We start from the raw sequence: 24,302 nt of genomic DNA on the forward strand, positions 1-24,302 counted from the left end.
GGGCTGCTCTTCGGTCATTCAAGCGGAAACTCGATGTGGGACGGGTCCCACCTGGACAGTGGCCGCAAATGCCTGCTACGCTCGACTTATGCACCTCCCCCTCAGGGGTAGAGGTGGACGGAATCCCACGTTTAAGTGTACAAAAACCTCTCGGTCACAATATAAGTTGAGATATAAGCTGAATCCCCAGTGACCATCACAGGTCACTGGGGATTTTTCTGCACCCCGGAGAGCCGACTTCAGCCCTCTCCGAGCCGATCGCAGACCCCCTACTCACGTGTTTGTCGCACCCAGCTTGAACCCCCTTCACCGAAACCCGCCGGCCAGAGCGAGTTCGACACGTCTATCCATCGTGGACACAGCCATCCTCCTTGAACGCGCGAAAAACCCTATTAACAGTGCCGCGAGACGGTGCCCGAAGCGCGCACGGTGTTCCGCGACACCCCGTGTTGCCGTCTGGCCGCCACCCACCACCCCGTCGCTCGGCGGCGCCATTACCCGACCGACCTGACCGATGCCCAGTGGGCTCTCGTCGACGCGGATCACCCGGCCGTCATCGGGCGGGTGGTCGTGGAGGGCCAGGATTCGGTGCGGCTTCACCAGGAACTCCGGGTCGGTGGAGGTCTTCCAGGTGGAGGTGCCCTACCAGGACGCTGCGCCAGCGTGCCGGATGCGGCGCAGGGGCTCCCGGTTGAGCACCGCGACGATGCCGCGACGGTGCCGCGGTCGAGCAGGTGGTCTCGCAGCTTCGACAGCGACCAGGTGGAGAACGCGGTGATGCCCCAGGAGGCGGGGGACGTCCGGGTGATCAGGCGGATCCGTTCACGGACCGCCTCACCGATCGCCCTCGGGCGTCCCCCGCCCCGTTCTGGGTCCAGCGCCGCGAACCCCGCTCGGTGAACGCGTGGATCGCATCCCGCACGCGCTCGGCGACACGACCGCACCGGGTCCTTCGCCGTCCGACCGATCCGGGCCGGGCCGATCCGGGCCGATCCGGCCCGACCCGTCAACCGGCCAGACCGATCACCGGGTCGTCCCTCCGGGTTGCCGCGCTAGCCCGGCCCGCCCGCCGCCCCGCGAGCCCGGCCCGATCGCACCAGGGTGGTGACCAGGCGGATCGCGGCCACGAGCAGGCCCGGTCCCAGGGTGATGATCCAGAGGTTCAGCGGGCCTTCGAGGGTGGCGATGAGCGCCACCGACGCCACCACGTGCAGCGCCAGCAGCACTGTCGTCGTTCGTCCGCCGCCCACCTTCAGCGACGCGAGCACCACCGACACGACGGCGATGAGCACCAGCAGTGCGATGACTACCACGCGCGCCTCACTGTCCCCAGCTGTGCGACGGGTCGGTCGCCAGGTTCCGGTCCAGGCAGAAGTGTGCCCTACCGGGGTTGACGCCGGGGTTCTGGGGTGGCGCGGCCGTGATGTCCCAGGGGTTTCCCGAGCGGTCCGTCGCCGAGTCGCACGGGCCGTACGGGTTCGGCCACAGCGGGAACTCCTGGTTCGGGTCGGGCAGGGCGCTGAACTTCTTGAAGTCACCGCGCCAGACCGGCTGGTTGCTGTTGGAGAAGCCGCCGTTCAGGTTCATCGCCCTCCCGTTGTGGTACAGGTACTGGTCGGGCATCCAGCTCGCCCGCAGCAGCGGCCGGTCCACGATCTTCTGGATGGAGCCGTCGGCGCACGCCTTGAAGTTCAGCTCCTGCCAGATCGGCGGGGCCTGGGTGAAGATGCTGGACTCGGCGCCGACGAGCAGGCCGTCGTCGAAGAACATCTCCCGGACCGCCTCCGCCAGGTCGGCCACCTTGGCGGGCACCCTGGAGTCGCCCTCCAAGCGGTCCACCCACGCCGCCATGTTGTCCACCGGGCCGGACTCGCCGAGCATCGGGCGGTAGCCGATGGAGCCGCCCGCGACCGTGATCGCCGCGACGCAGACCGCGTTGTCCGTCGACGGCGAGCCGGTGGAGTCCACCGGGGTCGGCTTCTTGCCCGCGTAGGCGTAGGCCCGGCCGGGCAGGATGCCGGTGGACGTCGGGGTGGCCCTGGTCGAGGTCCCGTTGTGGGCGTTGAGGTCCGCGATGGTGTAGCTCAGGTCCGGCGCCGCGATCCCGTAGTCGGAGCTGATCGCCCGCATGAGGTCCATGAAGAACTTCGGCAGGTGCGTGTTGCCGGTGCGGTGCTCGTACACGGCGTACTCGCTGCCCGCGACGACCTTCCCGTCCGGCCCCGCGACGAAGGTCACCGTCGCCTTGGTCCGGATCTTGACGCGGTCGTCGTCGTCGAAGTGCGCGGGCCGCTGGTCCGTCGTGGGCCGGTCGGTGTGGGGCTGGGCGAAGCCGATCCAGGTGCCCATGCTGGCGCCGTCCGGGTGGTTGACGGGGTCGGTGCCCGCCGTGGTCACCTGGGTGCGCCAGTCGGCCATCGCCGTCCGCAGGGCGGCCGGTGCGCAGCCCGACGTGGGCGAGCCCGCGCAGCTGCCGAGGCCGAGGATGCCCGAGCTGGACGAGGTGGCCCAGTCGTACAGCTTCTGCCGGTTGGCGAGCGGACCGGCCAGCCAGGAGCTGGGGGCCTCGGTGTCGATGTTCTGGTCCTCGTCGAACACCGCCACGGACTCGACGCTCTCCTCCTTGAAAGTGCCGGGCACCGGGATGAACGCCATCGCGTCCCACGCGATCCGCTGGCTGCCGTCGCCGTCGGGGGTGACGTTGCCGAGGCTGACCGTCGGGGTGACGCCGTCGAACATGAACGTGCCGAGGTTGACCCAGCGGTTGCCGCTGCCGCCGCCCTGGTCGAGCACCCGGTTGCGACCGCCGCGCACGGCGTTGACCTGGTAGTCGGCCGAGCGGGTCCGGGCGCCGGGGTCGGGGACGTGCGCCATGAGCCGCATCGGGCCGGTGTGCGCGCGGTCCAGCTTCCAGGTGCCGACCGCGCGCCGGGCGGGGTCGCGGTGGGTGTTGCTCATCCAGAAGTGCGCCCCGTAGGCGGCGCCGATCTGGTGCACGTCGATCTTGCCGGGGTAGGTGCCGTTCGACGCGGCGGGGAAGGAGAACGCGAAGGTGCCGTTGCTCGCGGGTCTCGTGCACCCCGGCCGGACCGGCGGCACCGACTGCGCGAGGTTGTCCACGACGAGCGCGGAGCCGGGCAGCCCGGTGTTGGCGCACACCGGCGGGTAGCTGGTGGCGTCGTCCTGGTAGGCGTAGCCGGGGTCGAAGCGCAGCAGCTCGTTGCCGCAGGTGGTCGCGCAGTTCGGCTTCCAGGTGTTGGACGTGTGGTACCAGCACTTCAGGTCGAACCTGCCCGAGGCGTTGCGGTGCGCGCACGGCCCGGCGGGCTCACCGATCACCTCGGGGTCGTTCGGGGTGTGCTGGGCTCCGGGCTCGCAGTTGTTGCCGCTGTCGCAGAACTGGGTGACCGGCGGCTTGACCGCCCAGCGGTCGGCCTCGGTCAGCCACCAGGCGGCCCGGTAGCCCGCGACGAGGTTGCCGGGGGTCTCGATGAGCTCGATGGGGTGACCGGCCCAGCCCATCACCTTCTCCGGGTAGGGCCAGTCCTGCGGGTGGGCCGCGTCCTCGTAGCTGACGTCGAGGAACGGGGTCCGGTTGGCCGGGTAGCGCGGGTTGGCCGGGTTGTTGAGCCAGCCGACGCCCCAGGCCCCGTCGTTCTGGCCTGCGCCGGACTGGGGGTAGAAGCCGGAGTTGTAGGCCCAGACGGCGAAGAACCAGTTCTCGACGCGCGCCGGGTCGCCGTTGTTGACCACCAGGCCCGCGCCCCTGGTCTGGTTCCACTTGTCCTGCAGGACGCGCAGGCCGCCCGCGACGTTCGCGGCGAAGTCCAGCGCGACGGCCCGCTGGGAGTCGTACGGCAGGGCGACCTCGCCCGGCTTGGTCTTGCCCGCCAGCCGCATCCCGTCGGTGAGCTGGGTGATGCCGTAGCCGCAGTCGGCGTCGGCCCAGTTGATCGTCCAGTCGTCGCCGGAGCCGTCGTTGTAGTAGTCGATGCCGAAGTAGTTGCCGATCAGCGGGTTGGCGGTCACGCCGGGCACCGCGAAGCGGGCGGCCTGCCACATGTTCGACTCCTGCGCGGTGATCCCGAGCATCACCTGCGCCGGGACCCGGCCGCCGCCGCTGAGGGCGCGTGGCGGGAACAGCCCCTGCGGGGTGTAGGCGGGCATCCCGAGGTTCTTCCAGTTCGCGGGCCGCGACACGGTGAGCGAGCCGGTGATCGCCTGGTCGACGGCCCACTCCACCTGCCGGGGCTTGGGCTGCATCGCCTGGTTGCGGGGGTCGTTGCGGGCGACCGAGCAGTACCGGGTGTCGCCGTCGGCGGGGTCGTCGCCGAGGGCGCGGGCGGCCGGGGCGTCGTCGCCCTTGGCCTGGACCAGCGCGGGGCTGAGCGACGTCCCCCTGTTCTCGGCCTCCTTCGCGACCGCGGCGAGGGTGAACTCCGCGCCGGTCACCAGGGACTTGGCGGTGATCTCCACCTGCTGCGGGGTCAGCGGGTCCACCCGCGGCGCCCTCGGGTCGACGGCGTCGACGCGCTTGACCGAGGTCACCGCGATCTGCCCGTCGAGGGAGGGGGTCGCGCCCACCGGGGCGTCGACGAGCACGACGTTGGCGGAGGCGCCGGCGGCGGAGGTGGTCTTGCGGCCGGTGACGAACACCTTGCCGCCCCGCCCGCTGGCCACGCCCAGGTCCATCAGGGCGCCGGTGGCGAGCGTGTCGACCTCGGCCGGGCCGCGCGCGGTGGTCCTCGCGCGCCGGACCGAGGCGTTGTCGCCCTTCTCCCGCTGCATGAACACCACGCCGCCGTCGGCGTCGGCGGCCACCCGGAACGGCACGCCCGTCGCGGGCGCGAGGACCCGGCGCTCGCCGTTGGCCGCGACCCGGACGAGGGCGCCCGAGTCGGCCGCGACGACGCCGTGCGGGGTCGGCACCGCCGACGTGAGCTGGCCGGGCACGACGATCGGCTCGGCCAACTCGCCGGTGGTGGTGTCGAGCTCGAGGATCCGGGTGCGGTCGAGGTCCTCGCCGGCGCCCTGGGTCAGCACGGCGGTCTCGCCCTGGCCGCAGCCGGGGTTGAAGTACGCGAGGCTGGCCTGCACCCGCAGCTTGCGCACCTCGCCGCTGGGGATGTCGACGACGGCGACGAAGCCGCCCCGGTCGGCGAGATCGGCCCGGTTGGTGAAGGTGCGGGGCGCGTAGACGACGACCGCGCGCGAACCGGAGCCGGTGACGCACACGTTGCCGATCCAGGCGTCGGTCTCGAAGGCGGGCTCGATCAGCGTGGCCACCGTCGACCAGTGGTAGCCGGTGGCGGCGTCGGCGACCATGAGGTGGAAGCCGTTGCTGTCGCCGCTGCCCACCACCACCCGGTCGCGCGACTGCTCCCACGACTGCCCGATGACGGCCGCCCGCTGCTCGACGGCGACGGAGTCCACCGCGCCCGAGGGCTTCCCGCCCGCGGGCACGGTGACTTCCGGTGACAAGGCCGGATCGGCGATGGCTGTCGCGGGCGAGGCCGCGAGCACCAGCGCCGCGGCGGTCACCGCGATCGCTCTGACAAACCGCATCAATTCCCCCAGAAGACAATCAGCAGGGTGTCGAAAAACCGCGAACGGAAAAGCTCGAACGCGCGCTTGAGCGCGTGGCGACTTGTGCGGAGCGCGAGCGCCGCGCCGCCTCCCGGTGGAGCCGGTGCGCAGCTCAGAGCGGGAACGGCACCGTTGCCCGCGGAGTGGAACAGCGCACGAGCCGACTTCCCGAAGGAACCGCTCGCACGCTATTCCACCGAATACCAAGCCCAGACGCTAGACCGCCCCGGAACGCACCGTCAAGATATCCGAATTCGCCTTTCCGCACTCGCCAGGCGAATACCGGACCGACCCCGCCGCAATACCGGTGGTGTGCCTTTCACCGGATTGCTGCGGGGTCGGTTCGGGAATTCCGGGTGAGGGGGCGTGCGGCTCACCCGCCGGGCTCGCCGCCGTCCGCGAGCTCCCGGCGGTAGTCGGCGGCGAGCAGGCCGAACAGCAGGTCGTCCACCCACTCCCCGCGCAGCCGCGTGCTCTGCCTCCGCAGCCCCTCGCGCCGGAAGCCGACGCGCTCCAGCAGGCGCGCGGACGCGGTGTTGCGGGGGTCGCACTCCGCCGACACGCGGTGCATCCCCCGGTCGAGGAACAGGTGCCGCAGCACGCGCTCCACGGCCTCGGTGGCGTAGCCGCGGCCCTGGAACGGCGCCGCGACGCTGAACCCGAGGTCGGCCTGCTCCCGGTCCTCGCGCAGGTTCACGCCGAGGTCGCCGATCAGCTCGCCGTCGAGCGCGATGGCGTACGGGAACCACCCGACCCGCTCCGGGTCGGCCGCCGCGTGCCGCGCCACGGCGGCGACCGCGTCCGGCAGCGACAGCGGCGTGTCCCACGCCTGGTAGCGGGCCACCTCCGGGTCGGAGCGGTAGGCGGCGAACGCCTCCGCGTCACCGGGGCGGAACCGCCTCAGCACGAGTCTGCCGCTGACCAGCATCACCGTCCGCCCTCCGCGCGGGGCCGCGCGTGCGCGGGGCTCACCCCTTGCGCAGCACGTAGCACTGGAACAGGGCGTGCCCGGACGGGGTGGCTCCCGAGCGCTGGAGCGGGGTCAGCCCGGACATCTCGCACCACTGGCTGCTGACCAGGACCGGGGTGTGGCCGAGCAGCACGACGAGGCCGCCCTCCCGGCACCTGCTCGCCGCGGCGGCGAGCAGGTCGTGGGCCTGGCCGGTGCCGACCACGAACGCGTTGAGGTGCCTGCACACCACCAGGTCGGCGCTGGCCTCCGGGATCGCGGGCCGGATGCCGTCGCCGCAGTGCGCCTCGTCGAGCCTGGTCCGCGCGCGGGCCACCATGGCGGGGCTGAGGTCCTGCCCGATGGTGCGGGTGCCGGGGAACCGGCGGCCGACGGCCTGGAGGAACGCGCCGGTCGAGCAGGCGGCGTCGTAGGCGACCCCGCCCCGGAACCCCAGCTCCGCGAGCCGGTCCGGCACGTGGTCGCGCAGGACCTCCTCGGCGTGGTCCAGCTCGCGGGCCGACTCGTCGGTCACCTCCCAGCCGCCCTCCTCGGTCTCGCGGACGCGGTCGCCGAGCTGGGCGTACGGGTAGTACAGGTCCGTCGTGGGGTCGGCGACGGCCGCGGCGAACAGCTCGGCCTTCTCCGCCTCGCCCAGCGGGCGGTGGAACACGGCCACGTGGTCCTCGGCCACCTGGTCGCGCTCCACCACCCCCAGCAGCATCCGCGCCTCGACGAGCGCGCACTTGAGCCGCTCGGCGGGCAGGCCGTCCCGGTCGGGGCCGGGGTAGGCGGCCTCGGTCTTGCGACCGACCAGGCGCACGCCCGCCACGTCCAGGAAGAACAGGTCGTACGGCTTGCCCTCGGCGTAGGTCTCCACGACCCGGTCCGGGGCCTGCCCGGACACGCGTGACAGCGCGGTCACCGCTCTCCTCCCAGCGCGCGGCGGATCGCGTCCGCCGTGTCGGACAGGTGCTCCTCGTCGAACAACCGCTCGTGCGCGCCCGGCACGGGTTCGACGACCAGGTCCGGCAGCAGCGCCCGGTCCCAGCCCCGCGCGCGCACGGCGTCGCGGTCGCCGTCGGTGGGGGTCACCAGCAGGCTCACCCGGCCCCGGTAGGCCGGGGGCGCGTACTGCGCGGCGAGGGCGCCGTTGTGCAGCAGCTCCTCCACGACGTCCACGCCCTCCGGGGAGTCCGGGTCGACGCCCAGCTCGACCAGCCGCTGCCGCACGCCCTCGCGGGGGTCCCCGGTGCGGGGCGCGGCGTTGAGGTTGTGGCTGTCGACGAGCAGCAGGTCCGACACCTCGTCGCCGTGCGCGGTCATCTGACTGGCCATCTCCAGCGCCACCACGCCGCCGAAGGACCAGCCGCCGAGGCGGTACGGCCCCTCGGGCTCGGTGGTGCGCACCCACTCGACGTAGCGGGTGGCCATCTCGGCCAGGGTGGCGAACCGGTTGTCCGACTGCCCGAAGCGCGGGTCGGAGAGGACGTGCAGGCGCACGTCGGGCAGCAGCGGCGCCAGCCCGTGGTAGGGCAGCGCCAGCCCCTCGCCGGGGTGCACGAGGACCAGCGCGCCGCCGGTCGCCTCCGGGTTGAGGGTGTGCACGTAGGCCGACCCGGAGCCCTCGACGGGGGCGAGCAGCTGCTCGGCGAGCCCGGCGACGGTGGGCGCCTTGAGGATGTGCGGCACGTCGCAGTGCACCCCTTCCGGCAGGTTGTCCCGCAGGACCCGGAGCAGCCGCACCACCAGCAGGGAGTGGCCGCCGATCTCGAAGAAGTCGTCGTGCGCGCCGATGCCCGTGACGCCCAGCACCTCCTCCCAGCAGCGCGCGACGAGCTTCTCCAGCTCGGTGGCGGGCGGGCGCGAGCCCACGACCGCCGACCGGGTCCCGGCGCCCGCCAGGTCGAGCAGCGCGCGCTGGTCCACCTTGCCGTTGCCGGTCACCGGCAGCGCGTCGAGCACCACCAGCTCGCCGACCATCCAGTCCGGCAGCCGCTCGCGCAGCAGGCGGCGCAGGTCGGCCACGTCGAGCAGGGCGCCCGCGCGCGGCGCCGCGAACGTGGTCAGCGCGCCGTCGCGGAAGACGGTGACCGCCTGGCGCACCCCGGGGTGCAGCTCGGCGGTGCGGTCCACCTCGGCGGGCTCGACCCGGTGCCCGCGCACCTTCACCTGCCGGTCGCGCCTGCCGAGGAACTCCAGCTCGCCGTCGGCGCCCCAGCGGGCCAGGTCGCCGGTGAGGTAGAGCGGCTGCGCGCCGAAGGGGTTGGCAGGGAACCGCCGCGCGGTCAGCTCCGGGTCGTTCGGGTAGCCCGCCCCGACCGCGACGCCGGTGACGGCCAGCTCGCCGACGCAACCGACGGGCAGCTCGCGCAGGTGCTCGTCCACGACGTGCGCCCCGGCGCCGTCGATGGGCCTGCCGATCGGCACGCGCTCGCGCAGGCCGTCCTCCGGGGCGCAGGTGTGGTGGGTGACGCTGATCGAGGCCTCGGCCGGGCCGTACGCCTGGTGCAGCCGGGCGGGCAGGCCGGAGCCGGTGAAGGCGCGGACGATCGCGGGGGTGACGGCCTCGCCGCCGGACAGGACGTGCGCCAGCCCGGTGCAGCCGGCGGCCTTGGGGCTGTCCAGGAACGCGGCGAGCAGGCTGGGCAGGAAGTGCGCCACGGTCACCCGCTCCGCGACGATCAGCTCGGCCAGCGCGTCCGGGTCGAGCACGGCGTCCTGGGGCGCGGTCACCACCGCTCCCCCGTGCGCCAGCGGGAAGAACAGCTCCCACAGCGCGATGTCGAACGCGGTGCCCGCGGTGGCCAGCACGCGCGGCGGTTCCGGGGTGGGGAACGCGCGACCCGACCACAGCACCCGGTTCACCAGCCCCGCCTGGGGCGCGAGCACGCCCTTGGGCCCGCCGGTCGAGCCCGAGGTGTAGACGACGCAGGCGTCGCGGGCCGGGTCGGCCGAGCCGGGTCGGCAGGCGGCGGGCTCCGTCGGCGCGACGATCCCCCCGTCGGGGTGGACGACCGGCCACGCCTCGAACCCGGCCTGGTCCGCCGTCGTCACCACGGCGGCCACGCCCGCGTCCGCCGCCGCCTCCCGCAGCCGCGCCACCGGGTGCTCGGGGTCGAGCAGCACCGGCACCGCGCCGCTGCGGTAAACGGCCAGCAGCGCGATCGGGTGGGCCGCGGAGCGCCGCAGGCAGACGCCCACCAGGTGCCCGGCGCGCACGCCCGCCTCGGCCAGCCGGCCCGCCAGCGCGATCGCGCGCTCGTCAAGCCCGGCGTAGTCGAGCACGACCCCGTTCTCCACCACGGCGGGCGCGTCCGGCGTGGCCGCCCGGTGGCGGAGGAACAGGTCGAGCAGGGACGGCTCCTGCCCGTCGCCGGTCGTGCCGCGGGTCGCGCCGTTCCAGCTCCCGAGCAGCTCGCGGTCCGCGGCGGGCAGCAGCTCCAGCTCGCTCAGCCGCGCCGAGGGGCGGCGGCACAGCTGCTCGGTGAGCAGCCGGAAGACCTCGATGAACCGGTCCACCTGGGCGCGGGTGAAGTGCGTGGTGTCGTAGTTGAAGTGGAACGCGAGCTTCTGCAGCGGCAGCACGATGAGACCGATCGGGTACTCGGTCTTCTCCTGCGCGTGCAGGTCGATGATCTGGATGCTCAGGTCGTCGCCGGGCAGGTTGTCCTCGGGGTAGTTCTCGAAGGCCACCAGGTTGTCGAAGACCCGGCCGCCGGACAGCCGCTCGCCGGAGGCCCACGACTTGATCTGGGCCAGCGGGACGTGGCCGTGGGCCGCCGTGGTGGCCAGGTCGCGGTGGATGGTCTCCAGCAGCCCGGTCACCGTCTGGTCGGGGTCGAGCCTGATCCGCAGCGGGATGGTGTTGATGAAGATGCCCACCATGTGCTCCGAGCCCTCCAGCTCGGGCGGGCGGCCCGCGATGGTCAGGCCGTGCACCACGTCGCGCGCGCCGGTCTGGAGCGCGAGCAGCATGCTCCACGCCGCCTGGCTGATCGCGTTGGTGGTGACGCCGTACCCGCGCGCCGCCTCGTTCACCAGCCGCGTGAGCTGCTCGGGGAACTCGTGGACGACGGTGTCGAACTCGCCCTCCCGGTCGGCGGGGGCGGTCGAGAACGGGCTGGGGGTCAGGTCCCGCAGGTACTCGCGCCAGAACCGCTCGGACTCCTCGCTGCGCGCGGCCCTGGCCCTGATCCAGCGCACGTAGTCCCGGTAGGGGCGGACCGGTTCCAGCCGCGGCTCGCGGCCGTGCGCCAGCTCCTCGTAGACCCGGAACACGTCGCCCCAGATCAGGGACAGGCACCAGCCGTCGAGCAGGATGTGGTGGTGGCTCCACAGCAGGTAGTGCCGTCCGCCGCCGAGCCGCACCAGGGTCAGCCGGTACAGCGGGCAGTCGGCCAGCGAGAGCCCGGCGGCCCGGTCGTCGGCCAGCAGCCGCTCCAGCAGCTCCGCGCGGCGATCGGGGTCCTCGCCGGACCAGTCGAGCAGCGCCCACGGCGGCGCGAGGTCGTCGCGCACGTACTGGAGCGGCTCGGCCCGGTCGCGCCAGGTGAAGCCGGTGCGCAGGATCTCGTAGCGGTCGGCGACCCGCCGCCACGCCTCGCGCAGCACGTCCTCGTCGGTCCCGCCGACCAGCTCCAGCACGTTCTGGTTGAAGTAGGCGTCCGAGTCGGGCCAGAACAGGCCGCGGAAGAGCATCCCCTCCTGCATCGGGGCGAGGGGGTAGACGTCCACGACGCCGGGGCGCGCGCGCACCTGCGCCAGGTGCTCGGGGTCGACACCCGCCAGCAGCGCCTCCTCGTCGTCGCCGCGCGGCTCGGCCACGACCGGGCGGGTGGACGCCTCGTCGGCGGCGGCGGCCATGCCCCGGACCGTGCGGTGGGTGAAGATGTGCTGCACGTCGAGCCGGACGCCTTGGCGCTGGGCCCGCGCGGCCAGCCTCATGCTGGACACCGAGTCGCCGCCGGTGCGGAAGAAGTCGTCGTCCAGGCCCGGTTCGGGGCCGTCCAGCAGCTCCGCCCACAGCGCCGCGATCGCCCGCTCGGTGGGGGTCTCGGGCGCGGCGGACGACCGGTGGGCCGCCGCGGTCTCGGGCAGCGCCGCGCGGTCCACCTTGCCGGAGGGGGTCAGCGGCAGGGCGTCGAGCCACACCAGCTGCGACGGCACCTGGTAGGCGGGCAGGGTCGCGGACAGGCGCGCCAGCACGTGCGCCTCCGCGCCCTCGGCGCCGCCCGCGGCCTCCGGGCGGCCGGAGACGAAGCCCACCAGCCGCTTGGCCCCGCCCTCGCCGCGCACCACCACGGCCGCCTGCCGGACGAGGTCGGACTCCAGCAGCGCGGCCTCGGTCTCGCCCAGCTCGACGCGGTAGCCGCGCAGCTTGACCTGCCCGTCGCGCCGCCCCAGGTACTCGATCGCGCCGTCGGGGCCGAACCGGGCCCGGTCGCCGGTGCGGTACATGCGCGCGCCGGGGGCGCCGAACGGGTCGGGCGCGAACTTCTCGGCGGTGAGCGCGGGCCGCCCGAGGTAGCCCAGCGCCACCGCCTGCCCGCCGATGCACAGCTCGCCCTCCGCGCCGACCGGCAGCGGTTCCAGGTGGTCGTCGAGCACGTAGACGCTGGTGTTGTCGATCGGGGTGCCGATGGGCACGAAGGGGCGCTCGTCGTCGCCGTCGACCGGCCAGTGCGTGACGTCGATGGTGGCCTCGGTCGGCCCGTAGAGGTTGTGCAGCGCGCAGTGCGGCAGGCGCCGGGCGAAGTCGACGGCCACCGGCTTGGGCAGCGCCTCGCCGCTGGAGATCGCCACCCGCAGCGCGCGGGCCTGCTCGACCTCCGCGACGTCGAGGAACGCGGGCAGCAGCGAGGGCACGAAGTGCAGCACCGTCACCGACTCGGCGCGCACGAGCCGGACCAGCGCGGTGGCGTCTCGCCGGGTCTCCTGCGGGGCGATCACCAGGCGGGCGCCGCTGATCAGCGGCAGCAGCTGCTCCCACACGGAGACGTCGAAGCCGAAGGACGTCTTGTGCAGGACCACGTCGCCCTGCCCGACCCCGTACCGCTCGCGCATCCACAGCAGGCGGTTGACCAGGCTGCGGTGGTCGACCGCGACGCCCTTGGGGCGGCCGGTGGAGCCCGAGGTGTAGATGACGTAGGCCGCCAGCGCGGAGCCGGGGAACTCCGCGGGCTCGGCGGTGGGCTCGGCGGTGGGAGCACCGTCCGGGGACAACCGGTCGCACAGCACGGTCGGCCCGTCGTGGGCGGCGACCGGGCCCTCCCGCGTGGCCGTGTCGGTGATCAGCACCGCGGCCCCGGCGTCGGCGAGCAGGAACTCCAGCCTCGGCGCGGGCAGCTCGGGGTCCAGCGGCAGGTACGCGGCGCCCGCGCGCAGCGCGCCGAGGACGGCGGCGATCCGCCGCTCCGACGGGGGCAGCGCGATGGCCACGACGTCACCGGGCCGCACGCCCGCGCCCGCCAGCCGCCGCGCCAGCCCGGCCGCCGCGGCGTCCAGCTCCGCGTAGGTCGTGGTCGCGCCCTCGAAGGTCACCGCGCCGCGCGCGCCGTGCTCGGCGGCCTGCCGCCGCACGAGCTCGTGCACGCCCACCTCGGTGGGGAAGTCGCGGGCGGTGTCGTTCCACGCGGCCAGCTGAGCGGTGGCCTCGCCTGCGTCGTCGGCGAACAGGTCGCGCACTCGAAAGGTCACGGGTTCCTTCTCCCCTCGGGACCGCCGCTCTCGGCGATCCGCTCCAGCAGGCGGGCCAGGCGGCGGACGAGTTCGCCTGCCTCGGCGGAGGTCAGCGCGTGGCTGAGGTGGGTCAGCTCGAAGGTGAGCCGCTCGTCGGGCAGCACGGTCAGCGAGACGGCGAACTCGGTGCTCTCCACCGCGCGGACCACCCGCAGCGCGCCGTCGGCGCCCAGGGCCTGACCCGTGCGGTCGCCGGGGTAGTTCTCGAACACCACGATGCTGTCGAACAGGGCGTCCGGCGCGCCCGCCCAGCCCCGGACGCGGCCCAGCGGGTGGGCGGCGTGCTGGTAGCCCTCCACCAGGTCCTGCTGGATGCGCCGGAACAGCTCGGGCAGCTCGCCGTCGGCGTCCACCCGCACCCGCAGGGGCACGGTGTTCAGGCAGAGGCCGACCAGGCGCTCGGAGTCGGGGATCTCGTCCGGCCGCAGGGACATCACCACGCCGAAGACCACGTCGTCGCTCGCGCAGCGCAGTCCGAGCACCAGCGACCAGGCGGCCAGCACCACGGAGTGCAGCGTGGCCCGGCTGCGCTCGGCCAGGCCGGTCAGCGCCCGCGTCGCCGCTTCCGGCAGGTCGGCGGTGACCAGCGAGGCGGCGCCGGGGGTTCCCGCACGGCCGAGGCGGGTCGGCGTGGCGCCCGCCAGCCGTCCGCGCCAGAACGCGGCGCCCGCCTCCTCGTCGCGGGTGGACAGCCACGACAGGTAGGCGCCGTACCCCGGTCGGCGCGGTGGCGCCCAGGCGGGTCCGGCGGTGTAGGCCGCGGCCACGTCGGCGAGCACCAGCGGCAGGCTCCAGCCGTCGAGCAGGATGTGGTGGTGGCTCCACAGCAGCCACCGGCCCGTCGCCCCGCCGTCGATCCAGTGCCAGCGCTGCTGGCCCGGCGCGGACAGGTCGAACGGCTCGTCCCGGTCGGCGGCCAGCACCTCGTCCGGTCCGGCGCCCGCGTGCCCGCGCCAGTCCACCGGCGGGCTGGCGCCGACGACCTGCACCGGCTCCTCCAGTCCGGTGTGGACGAACGCGGTCCGGAACACGTCGGTGCGGTCCACCACCCGCTGCCAGGCCGCGCGCAACCGGGCCTCGTCCACGTCGCCGTCCGCGGCGAAGAGGATCTGCGTGTGGTAGGCGACCGAACCCGGTCGGGCGAGGTGCCAGGCCAGCATCCCCTGCTGCGCCGGGGAGAGCGGCAGCACGTCGCGCACGCCCGAGCGGGCGGCGAGCACCGCGCGCAGCCGGTCGCCCGGCACGCGCGCCGCCGGGAAGTCGGTGGGCACGGCGGCGACGCCGAACGGTCCCTCCAGCGGGGGGACCAGCTCCGCCAGGGCGACGCGCAGCCCTTCGGCCAGCGAGTCCACGGTGGACTCGGGGAACCGCTCGCGGTCGTGCAGCCACTCCACCCACAGGCCGCGCTCGTCGATGCCCGCGATCACCTCGACGCCGCGCACGGCGGCCTGCCCGGCGGCGTACCCGCCGATGGCCTGCCGGGCGGCGCGGACGAACAGGCCCGAGCCGGGACCGCCGGTGGTGGCGCCGAGGTAGTTGACCACCAGGTCCGGCTCGGCCTCGGGGTCGGGGTGCAGCAGGCCGTAGCCCACACCGCCGTCCGGGACCGCGCCCAGGGCCTCGCGCACGGCGTGCAGGGCGGCCAGCGGTTCGTCGGCGGGCAGGTCCACGCGCACCGGGTAGACGGCGGTGAGCCAGCCGACGGTGCCGGTCAGGTCGGGCCAGTCGGGTGGCCCCGAGCGGCCGTGCGCCTCGCGCAGCAGCCCCACCCTCGGGCTGCCGGTCCACCGGGCGATGACGCGGACCAGGGCGGCCAGCAGCAGCTCGTCCACCCGCAGCCGGTGCCGGGAGGCCGCCGCCGTCAGCGCCCGCGTGGCGGGCTCGCCCAGCGCGAGCAGCACCGATCCGACACCCGTGCCGCCACCGGTCGCGCCGGGGAGCGGGGGCAGGTCGGCGAGCTGGTCGTGCCAGTGGGCGCGCTGCGCCGGGGTGTCGAGCCGGGCGGTGAACGCGGGCAGGGCGCGGGCGAGGTCCGCGAACGGCGTGATCGGCGTCGGCAGGACCACCTGCTCGCCGCGCGCCACCTGCCGGTAGGCGATGTCCAGGTCGGACAGCACGGTCTCCCACGAGGCCGTGTCGATCGCCAGGTGGTGGGCGGTGAGCAGGACGACCTGCCCGCCGTCGGGCCGTTCGGCGAGCAGCGCGGCCAGCAGGGGGCCCCGGTCGACGTCCACCGCGCGGTGCGCGGGCGCGGCGAGCTCGTCCGCCGAGTCGTCGTGGAACGGCGCCCCGGCCGTCAGCACCACGACCAGGTCGTCCGTGCGCGGGGCGAGGACGGCGTGGTCCTGCCTGCGCCCGTCCGCCCGCACCGGGCGCAGGCGGAACGCGTCGTGGTGGGCGGCCACCGCCTGGAGCGCGGCCCGCAGCGCCTCCGGGTCGACCCGTTCGGCGGGTTCGGTCAGCACGGCCTGGTTGAAGTGGCCGGGGACGGCGGTGGCCAGGAACCGGCGCTGCGCGGGGGTGAGCCACAGCCGGGCGTCCGGGGGCGCGGGCCGCACCGCGACCGGCGCCTCGACCGGGCTCGCGGAGGCCGCCAGCTCGGCCAGCGACCCCGCGCGCAGCACCCGGCCCAGCTCCACGCGCAGGCCCGCCGCGCGCGCCCTGGCCACCACCCGGATCGCGCTCACCGAGTCGCCGCCGAGTTCGAAGAAGTTGTCCTGCGGCCCGATCACCCGGTCGCCGGGCACGGGGAGCACCTGCGCCCAGATGGCGGCGAGGTCGCGCTCCGCGGCGGTGCCGGGCCCGGTGGGCGACGGGGCCGGGAGGGGCGCGGGGGCCTCGTCGGGCTCGGGCAGGGCGCCGACGTCCAGCTTGCCCGTCGGGCCGACCGGCAGCGCCTCCAGCACCACCAGGCGCGAGGGCACCATCGCGCGGGGCAGCCGTTCCCGCAGCGCCCGGCCGACCTCGGCGCGCAACTGGCCGGGGTCGGCGTCCCGGTCGGCGGGCACGAGGTAGCCCACCAGGCCGACCGCGCCCCGCGCGTCCTCGCGGGGCAGCACGGCGCAAGCGGCCACGGCGGGGTTCGCCACCAGCGCGGTCTCCACCTCGTGCGGTTCCACGCGCACGCCGAGGATCTTCACCTGCCGGTCGGCCCGGCCGACGAACTCCAGGCCGCCGTCCGGGCGGTGGCGGGCCAGGTCGCCGGTGCGGTAGGCGCGGGCGCCGGGCACGTCCGAGAACGGGTCGGGCAGGAACCGCTCCGCCGTGGCCCCCGGCCTGCCGAGGTAGCCCCGCGCCAGCACCTCGCCACCGAGGACCAGCTCGCCCACCACGCCCACCGGCACCGGCTGCCCGTGCGGGTCGAGCAGGTAGACCCGCGCGCCGGGGAGCGGCGCGCCCAGCGACACCGCGTCCGGCGCGGGGTCGGGGCTGCGCCAGTGCGTGACGATGATCGAGGCCTCGGTCGGCCCGTAGGTGTGGTTCAGGGCAGCCGGCGTGCGGGCGGCGAACCGGGCGGGCAGGCCGGGCGAGAGCCGCTCGCCGCCGCACACCACGTGCCGCAGCGAGTCGGCGGGCCCCTCGTCCAGGTAGTGCTCCAGCAGCGTCGGCACCAGGTGCAGCACCACCACGCGCTCCGCCGCGACCAGCTCCGCGATCGCGACGACGTCCCCGTGCCGCTCCTGGTCCAGCACCACCAGCCTGCCGCCGCTGGTCAGCGGGTGCAGCAGCTCCCACAGCGAGATGTCGAAGCCGACGGCCGCGACCTGCGCCAGCGCCTCGCCGGGGTTCAGCGGGTACGCGCGCCGCGACCACATCAGCTGGTTGGCCAGCCCGTGGTGCGCGCACTGCACGCCCTTGGGCTCCCCGGTCGACCCGGAGGTGTAGGCCACGTACGCGAGGCGGTCGGGTTCCGGCGGGCGGACCGGGGCGGGGGCTCCGGGCCGGAGGTCGGCGACGGTCAGCAGGGGGGTGTCGCCGAAGACCGGGTCGTCCCGGTCGGCGACCACCGCGCGCGGGCGGCAGTCGGCGAGGATGCGGCGGTGCCGCTCGGCCGGTTGCGCGGGGTCCAGCGGCACGTAGGCGCCGCCGGCCTTCCAGATGCCCAGCACGACGGCGGGCAGTTCGAGGCAGCGGCCCAGCCGGGTGGCCACCAGCCCCTCGGCGGGCAGCCCCCGGTCGCGCAGCCACCCGGCCACGCCGTCGGACAGCGCGTCGAGCTCCCGGTAGGTCAGCCGATCGGTGGGCGCGGTCACCGCCGTCGCGTCCGGGGTGCGGGCCACCCAGTCGGCCACCAGGGCGAGCACGCCCTCGGGCCGCTCCGGCCGGTGCCGCGCGTTCAACCCGACCAGCAGCCTGCGCCGCTCGTCGTCCCCGAGCAGGTCGATCGACCGCAGCGGGGCGTCCGGCCGCTCGGCGACCCCGGTGAGCAGTCGGGCCAGCGCGGCGGCGAGGTGCTCGACCCCGGCCTGCCCGAACAGGTCCGCCGCGGCGCGCAGCTCGACGGAGAGCCCGTCCCGCCCCTGGCGCGCGGTCACCTCCAGGTCGAAGGCGCCCAGCGCCGGGGTCTGCGGCACGGTCCGCGCGGTCACCCCGCCGAACGCGGTGGTCTCGGGCTCGGCGGCCTCGTCGAGGTCGAAGACGACGTGGCTCAGGCCGCGCCCGCTCAGCCCGAGGTGCCGCACGATCTGCTGGGTGGGCGTCGAGCGGTGCTCGAACACGGCGAGGACGGCGGCGCGCGTGCGGGCGACCTGCCCGGCGAACGAGCGGGCCGGGTCCACCCGGACGCGCACGGGCAGCACGTTGACCAGCGGCCCGAGCACGCCCGCCGCGACGTCGTCGTCCCGGTCGGCCACGGGGGCGCCGACCACGACGTCGGACTGGCGGCAGCAGCGGGCCAGCCACGCCTGCACCCCGGCGAGCAGCACCATGAACGGGGTCGCCCGCTCCCGCCTGGCCAGCTCGGCCAGCGCGGAGGCGGTCGCGGGTGGCAGCGGCACGCGGGCGCGGTGGCGGCCGGGGTCGCGGGGCTCGGCGGGCAGCCGGTCGGCGGGCAGGTCCATCCGGTCGGGGGCGCCGCGCAGGGCCTCGGTCCAGAACGCCAGCCCGTCCCGGTCCGGTGGCGCGGAGCGGTCGGCGGCGGCCAGCGCCAGGAAGCTCGGGGCGGGCGGCAGGGCGGCGGGGCGGCGTCCGGTGCGGGCCGCGTACAGCTCGGCCAGCTCGCGCACCAGCAGGCCCGCGGACCAGCCGTCCCCGGCGATGTGGTGCAGCACGACCACGAGCGCGGCGTCGTCCGGGCCGAGCCGCAGCAGGGTCCAGCGGACCGGCGGCGCGGCCCGCAGGTCGAACGGCTCGGCGACGAGCTCGGCGATCCGCTCGGCCAGGTCCGGGGCGGGCGCGTCGAGCACGCCGAGCGGGACCGGCGCGTTCCGGGCGGGGCGCCACTCCGGGCCCTCCGGGCCGTCGGCGAGCGCGCTGCGCAGCAGGTCGTGCCGGGCGGTCAGCGCCGCCGTCGCACCGGCCAGGTCCGACTCGGAGAGCGGGCCGGACAGGCGCAGCACGACCGGCAGGTGGAACGTCCGGCTGCCGCTGACCGCCGCGTGCGCCCAGATGCCCAGCTGCGCCCAGGACAGCGGGGCCGAGTCCGGGACGGGGGGCGGGACGGGGCTGGAGGGGACCGCGCTGGAGGGGACCGCGCCGGGCACCACCGCGCCGGGGGCAGTCGCGTCGGGGGCAGTCGCGTCGGGCACCGCACCGGGGGCGGCCACACCGGGAACAGTCGCGTTGGGCGCCACCACGCCGGGTGCCGCACCGGGGGCAGCCACACCGGGGCCGGCCACGCTGGGACCGGTCGCACCAGGTTCGGTCGCACCAGTGCCGGTCGCGGTCGGCGCGTCGTCGGCCCACGGCGCGAGCGCCTCGATGGTGGGGTGCTCGAAGAGGTCCGGCACCCGCAGGCGCCGGTAGCCCTGCCCGTGCATCCGGCGCACCAGGTCCATCGCCAGCAGCGAGTGCCCGCCCAGGTCGAAGAAGCTGTCGCGCACGCCCACCCTGGCCACCCCGAGCACCTGGGCCCACAGCGCGCTCGTCGCGCGCTCGCGCTCGTCCCCCGGCTCGTCGTCCCCCGGCAGCGCGAGGTCGGCGGGCTCGTCCGGCTCGGCGGTGAGCGCGTTGCGGTCCACCTTCCCCGTCGAGGTGCGCGGCAGCGCCCGGCTCACCACGACCACCGAGGGCACCATGAACGCGGGCAGCCGACCGGCCAGGTGCGCCCGCAGCCCGGCCCCGTCCACCTCCGGCGGCGCGGCCACGTGGGCGACCAGGCGCCCGCCGCGCAGCAGCACGGCCGCCTCGGCGACGCCCGGCGCGGCGGTGAGCGCGCTCTCCACCTCGTCCAGCTCGATCCGGTGGCCCCGCACCTTGACCTGCCGGTCGACCCGGCCGATGAAGTGCAGCGCGCCGTCGCGGCGGACGGCCAGGTCACCGGTGCGGTACATGCGCTGCCCGCCGCCCGCGAACGGGTCGGGCAGGAACCGCTCGCCGGTCAGGCCCGGCCTGCGGGAGTAGCCCCTGGCCAGTCCCGAGCCCGCCAGGTACAGCTCGGCCACCACCCCGTCGGGGACCGGCGCGAGGTAGCGGTCCAGCAGGTAGGCCCGCGTGTTCTCGGTGGGCCCGCCGATCGGGACGCCGCCGCCGGGCACGAGGTCGGCGGCGGTGGCGCCGATCGTCATCTCCGTCGGCCCGTAGGCGTTGACCAGGCGGACCGGGTTCGGCAGGCGGTGCCAGCGCTCCACCGCCGACCGGTCCACCTGCTGCCCGCCGATCACCACCAGCCGCACCGACGGCGGCAGGGCGGTCCCGTCCTCGTCGAAGGCGGCGACGAGCCGCTCCCAGTAGCCGGTGGGCAGGTTCGCCACCGTCACGCCCCGCGCCGCGCACAGCTCGACCAGCGCCTGCGCCGAGGTGGCCGACTCCTCGTCGCGCAGCACGACGGCGGCGCCCGAGGCCAGGGTCGGGAGCACCTCCTCCACCAGCACGTCGAAGGCGACCGCGCAGAACTGCAGGGCCCGGTCGCCCGCGGTCAGCCCGTACTCCCCCACCGCCCAGCGCACGTGGTCGGCCAGCGCGCGGTGCTCGACCACCACGCCCTTCGGCTCACCCGTCGAACCGGACGTGAAGATCACATACGCGGCGTCGCCGGGCAGCGGCTCCGGCAGCGGCGCGAGGGGCGCCTCACCCGCCCCCTCCGCGGGAACCAGCGGGGACACCGCGGTGACGCCGGCGAACCGGTCGGCGGCGAACCGGTCGGGGTCGGCGGCGATCACCAGGCGCGCGCCGCCGAGGTCGAGCTGCCTGGTGATCCGGTCGTCCGGGTCCTCCGGTGACAGCGGCAGGAACGCGCGGCCCGCGGCGAGGACGCCGAGCAGCGCCGCCACCAGGTCGGTCGAGCGCGGCAGGCACACGCCGACCACGTCGCCGGGTCCACCTCCGGCGGCCCTGATCCGGGCCGCGACGGCGTCGGCGCGCCGCACCAGCTCGGCGTAGCCGGTCACCACCTCCCCGTCCACCACGGCGGGCGCGTCCGGGCGGCGGGCGGCGGCGTCCCGGACCAGGCGCAGCACCGGGGGCGCGGGCGGGGCGACCGGGCCGGCCAGGACCGGTTCGACCGGCGCGCCGGTCAGCCGGGTCCGGCCGATCCGCACGTCGGGGTCGGCCAGGACGTGGTCGACCAGCGCGGTGAACCCGTCCGCGACCAGCGCGGCCGAGGCGGCGTCCAGCACGTCGTGGTTGAACTCCAGCTCCAGGTCGACGCCGTCCGGCACCGCCCGCGCGATCAGCGTGAGGTCGAACGCGGTGGTGTGCGACGGCGGGCGCATCGGCTCCGCGACCACGCCGGGCAGCTCCACCGGCACGCCGAGCGAGTCCTCCCACACCAGCATGTGCCGCATCAGCGAGTGGTGCCCCGCGCCGCGTCGCAGGCCCAGCGCGCCCGCCAGCCGCCCCATCGGCGCCGCCTGGTGCGCCACGGCCTCCCGCGCCTCGTCCCTGGCCCGGTCGAGCACGTCCGAGAAGCGGGGGTCGCCGCGCAGGTCCGCGCGCAGCGGCACGGTGTTGACCAGCATGGTGACCACGTCGTACGCGCCGGGGGCGTCCCGGCCGTCCACCGGGACCGCGACGACCACGTCGTCGGAGTCCGAGAACCGGTGCAGCAGCACCTGGAACGCGGCCAGCAGCACCACGAACGGCGTGACGCCGCGCGCCGCGCACAGCGCGTTCAGCGCGGCGGTCCGCTCGGCGGGGAGCAGCCGCAGCACCCGGCCGGCCCGGTGCCCGTGGTCGGCGCGGTGACGCGGCCCGACCGCGAGGTCGCCGTCCAGCGCGGCGCCGTCGAGCCTGCGGAGCCAGTGGTCCAGGTCGTGCCCGCTCCCCGCGCGCGGCACGGCGACCGGGCTCGCGGCCGGACCGAGCCGGGGCGCGCGGCCGTCGAGGGCGGAGGCGTACAGCTCGCGCAGGTCCTCGGCGAGCAGCCGCATCGACCACCGGTCGCACACCAGGTGGTGCAGCACCGGCAGGAACACGTGCTCCTCGTCCGCCAACCGCAGCAGCCGCGCCCGCAGCAGCGGGGGCCGGTGCAGGTCGAACGGCTCGGCCGCCGCCTCCTCGCCCGCGGCCACGACCCGCGCCTCCCGCGCCGCCGGGGCGAGCGCGCGCAGGTCCTCCACCACGAGCGGCACCGGAGCCGCCTCGTGCAGCACCAGCCGGACCGGGCCGCCGTCGTCGGCGAGCGCGGCGCGGAGCACGGGGTGCCTGCGCACCAGGGCGTCCAGCGCCGTCCGCAGCTCGGGCACCCGCACCGGTCCCCGCCAGCGGGTCGGCACCGGGACGGTGAACAGGCCGGGACCGCCGAGGAACTCCTCCTCGAACAGGATGCGCTCCTGCGCGCTGGTCAGCGGCAGCTCGGCGGGCGCCTCGTCGGCCGTGGCCGCCGCGGGCTCCGGGGCGGACACCGCCAGCTCCTCGATCCGCCTGGCCAGCGCCGCCACGGTGCGGGCGCTCAGCACGTCGGCGGGCGAGAGCCGCACCCGACGTCGCCGCCAGGCGGCGGCGGCGGTCCGGGTGGCGAGCAGGGAGTGGCCGCCCAGGGCGAGGAAGTCGTCCGAGACGCCCACCGCGTCCAGGCCGAGGTCACGCGCCCACAGCTCGGCCAGCTCGCGCTCCAGCGCGGTCGTGGCGCGGCCGTGCGGGCCGGGCAGGCCGGACTGGCCGTGCGAGCCGTTCTGGCTGCCCTGGCCGTTCGGGTGATTCGGGTCGTCCGGGTCGTGCCGGCTGACTTGGTCCCCTCGGCCGTCGGGGCTGTCCGGGCTGTCGGGGCCGTCGGGGCCGTGCTGGTTGCCCTGGCCCCCTTGCCCGTCCTGGCCGTTCGCGCGGGCAGGCGCCGCGGGAAGGGCGGCGTAGTCGACCTTGCCGTTGGGGGTCAGCGGGAAGCGGTCCAGGCGCACCCAGCGGGTGGGGATGACGGCCAGGGGCAGGCGGTCGGCCAGGTGGGCGCGCAGCTCGGCGGGGTCGGCGGAGCCCTGGAGGTAGGCCACCACGTGCGCGCCGTCCGCCAGCCGCACCGCCGCCCGGCCGACCAGGGGGTGCTGGTGCAGCAGGGACTCGATCTCGGCCGGGTCCACCCGGTGGCCGCGCACCTTGAACTCGTCGTCCACCCGGCCGAGGAACTCGATCCGGCCGTCGGGCAACCGCCGGGCGCGGTCCCCGGTGCGGTAGACGCGGCCACCCGCCGGGCCGAGCCCGAGCCAGTCCGGCACGAACCGGGCGGCCGTCTCACCGGGTCTGCCGAGGTAGCCCCTGGCCAGCGGGACGCCGCCCACCACCAGCTCCCCGGCCACGCCCACCGGGGCCCGCCGCCCGTCCGCGTCCACGACGGCCACGGCGGCGTTGTGCATCGGCCTGCCCAGCGGCAGGCCGGGCGCCGGGTCGTCCGCGCGGCACTCGTCGTGCACCACGGTGATGGTGGTCTCGGTCGGCCCGTAGGCGTGCACCATCCGCGCGCCCGACAGGGCGAGCAGCCGGTCCCGCTGCGACGGCGGGACGGCCTCGCCGCCGCACACCACCAGCCGCAGGCCGACCCGGCCGCCGTCGGCCATCCAGCCCAGCAGCTCCTCCAGCACCGAGGGCACGAAGTGCGCCACGGTCACCCGGTGGTCGGTCATCAGCTCGGGCAGGTGGGGCACCACGCCGCGCAGCCGGTGCTCGGCGATCACCAGCCGGGCGCCGCCGACGAAGGCGGCGAGCAGCTCCCACACCGCGATGTCGAAGGCGGGCGAGGCGGTCGCCATCAGCACGTCGTCCGGCCCCAGCGGGTGCTCGCCCTGCCACCAGAGCATCCGGTTCGCCAGTGCGCCGTGGGTGACCAGCACGCCCTTGGGCCGCCCGGTGGACCCCGAGGTGTAGACCAGGTAAGCGGCCTGGTCGCGCTCGGGCTCGGGCCACGGGACGCCCTCCGCGCCCTCGTCGTCCCCGACGTGGACGGGCAGCACGGGCGCCTCGGCGGCGAGCACCGCGTCGGTCGACCCGGCACCGGGCGCACCGGCGTGGAGCGCACCGGCGCCTGCCACACCACCGTCGAGCGCCCCACCGACCACGACCGCCGCCGGCCCCGCGTCCGCGAGCACCGCGGCCCGCCTGCCCGCGGGCCACGCGGGGTCCACCGGCAGGTACACCCCGCCCGCGCGGAAGACCGCGAGGCAGGCCACCACCTGGTCCACCCCGTCCTCGGCCAGCACGGCCACCGGCCGCTCCGCCCCGACCCCGGCCGCGCGCAGCCGCCCGGCCAGCGCCGAGGTCCGGGCGTCCAGCTCGGCGAAGGACAGCGAACGCGCCCCGCGCACGACGGCGGCACGGGCGCCACCCCCGGCCAGCACCGCGGCGATCGACCGCCACAGCCCGCCGGGGCCGTGGTCGACCCGTGCGCCGCGCTCCCACTCCTCGCTGTCCCTCATAGTCCGCTCAGGCTAGGAAAATCGTT

Annotated in this window: 7 protein-coding genes; all 7 read right to left on the reverse strand. The window is 75.7% G+C overall.

Annotation, left to right across the window (positions count from 1 at the left end):
* Positions 1–596: 596 nt before the first annotated feature.
* Positions 597–944 (reverse strand): helix-turn-helix domain-containing protein, encoded by a 348-nt coding sequence (locus AMIR_RS43275; RefSeq protein ID WP_425358890.1) that lies wholly within the window; start codon positions 942–944, stop codon positions 597–599.
* 108 nt (positions 945–1,052) lie between these two features.
* Entirely contained in the window at positions 1,053–1,313 is a 261-nt protein-coding gene (locus AMIR_RS22800; protein ID WP_015803304.1) for a hypothetical protein, read from the reverse strand.
* A gap of 7 nt (positions 1,314–1,320) precedes the next feature.
* On the reverse strand, positions 1,321–5,565 hold the full coding sequence (locus AMIR_RS22805; RefSeq protein WP_015803305.1) for an SMP-30/gluconolactonase/LRE family protein: 4,245 nt from the start codon (positions 5,563–5,565) through the stop codon (positions 1,321–1,323).
* Between the two features lie 394 nt (positions 5,566–5,959).
* The gene (locus tag AMIR_RS22810; RefSeq protein WP_015803306.1) at positions 5,960–6,514 is read right to left on the reverse strand and encodes a GNAT family N-acetyltransferase; all 555 of its coding nucleotides are present in this window, start codon (positions 6,512–6,514) and stop codon (positions 5,960–5,962) included.
* Positions 6,515–6,554: 40 nt separating this feature from the next.
* On the reverse strand, positions 6,555–7,460 hold the full coding sequence (locus tag AMIR_RS22815; protein ID WP_015803307.1) for a class I SAM-dependent methyltransferase: 906 nt from the start codon (positions 7,458–7,460) through the stop codon (positions 6,555–6,557).
* Complete coding sequence (locus AMIR_RS22820) at positions 7,457–13,234, reverse strand: non-ribosomal peptide synthetase (RefSeq protein ID WP_015803308.1); 5,778 nt, start codon at positions 13,232–13,234, stop codon at positions 7,457–7,459. The genes AMIR_RS22815 and AMIR_RS22820 overlap by 4 nt, the downstream gene beginning before the upstream one ends.
* Positions 13,231–24,276, reverse strand: a complete 11,046-nt coding sequence (locus AMIR_RS22825) for a non-ribosomal peptide synthetase (protein WP_015803309.1) — start codon at positions 24,274–24,276, stop codon at positions 13,231–13,233. Before AMIR_RS22825 ends, AMIR_RS22820 begins: the two co-directional genes overlap by 4 nt.
* Positions 24,277–24,302: the final 26 nt, after the last annotated feature.

Source organism: Actinosynnema mirum DSM 43827 (assembly GCF_000023245.1).
GTDB lineage: Bacteria > Actinomycetota > Actinomycetes > Mycobacteriales > Pseudonocardiaceae > Actinosynnema > Actinosynnema mirum.

Coding starts and splice junctions, on each gene's coding strand:
- AMIR_RS22805 (WP_015803305.1), bottom strand. CDS start 5,565: ATGCGGTTTGTCAGAGCGATCGCGGTGACCGCCGCGGCGCTGGTGCTC.
- AMIR_RS22810 (WP_015803306.1), bottom strand. CDS start 6,514: ATGCTGGTCAGCGGCAGACTCGTGCTGAGGCGGTTCCGCCCCGGTGAC.
- AMIR_RS22825 (WP_015803309.1), bottom strand. CDS start 24,276: ATGAGGGACAGCGAGGAGTGGGAGCGCGGCGCACGGGTCGACCACGGC.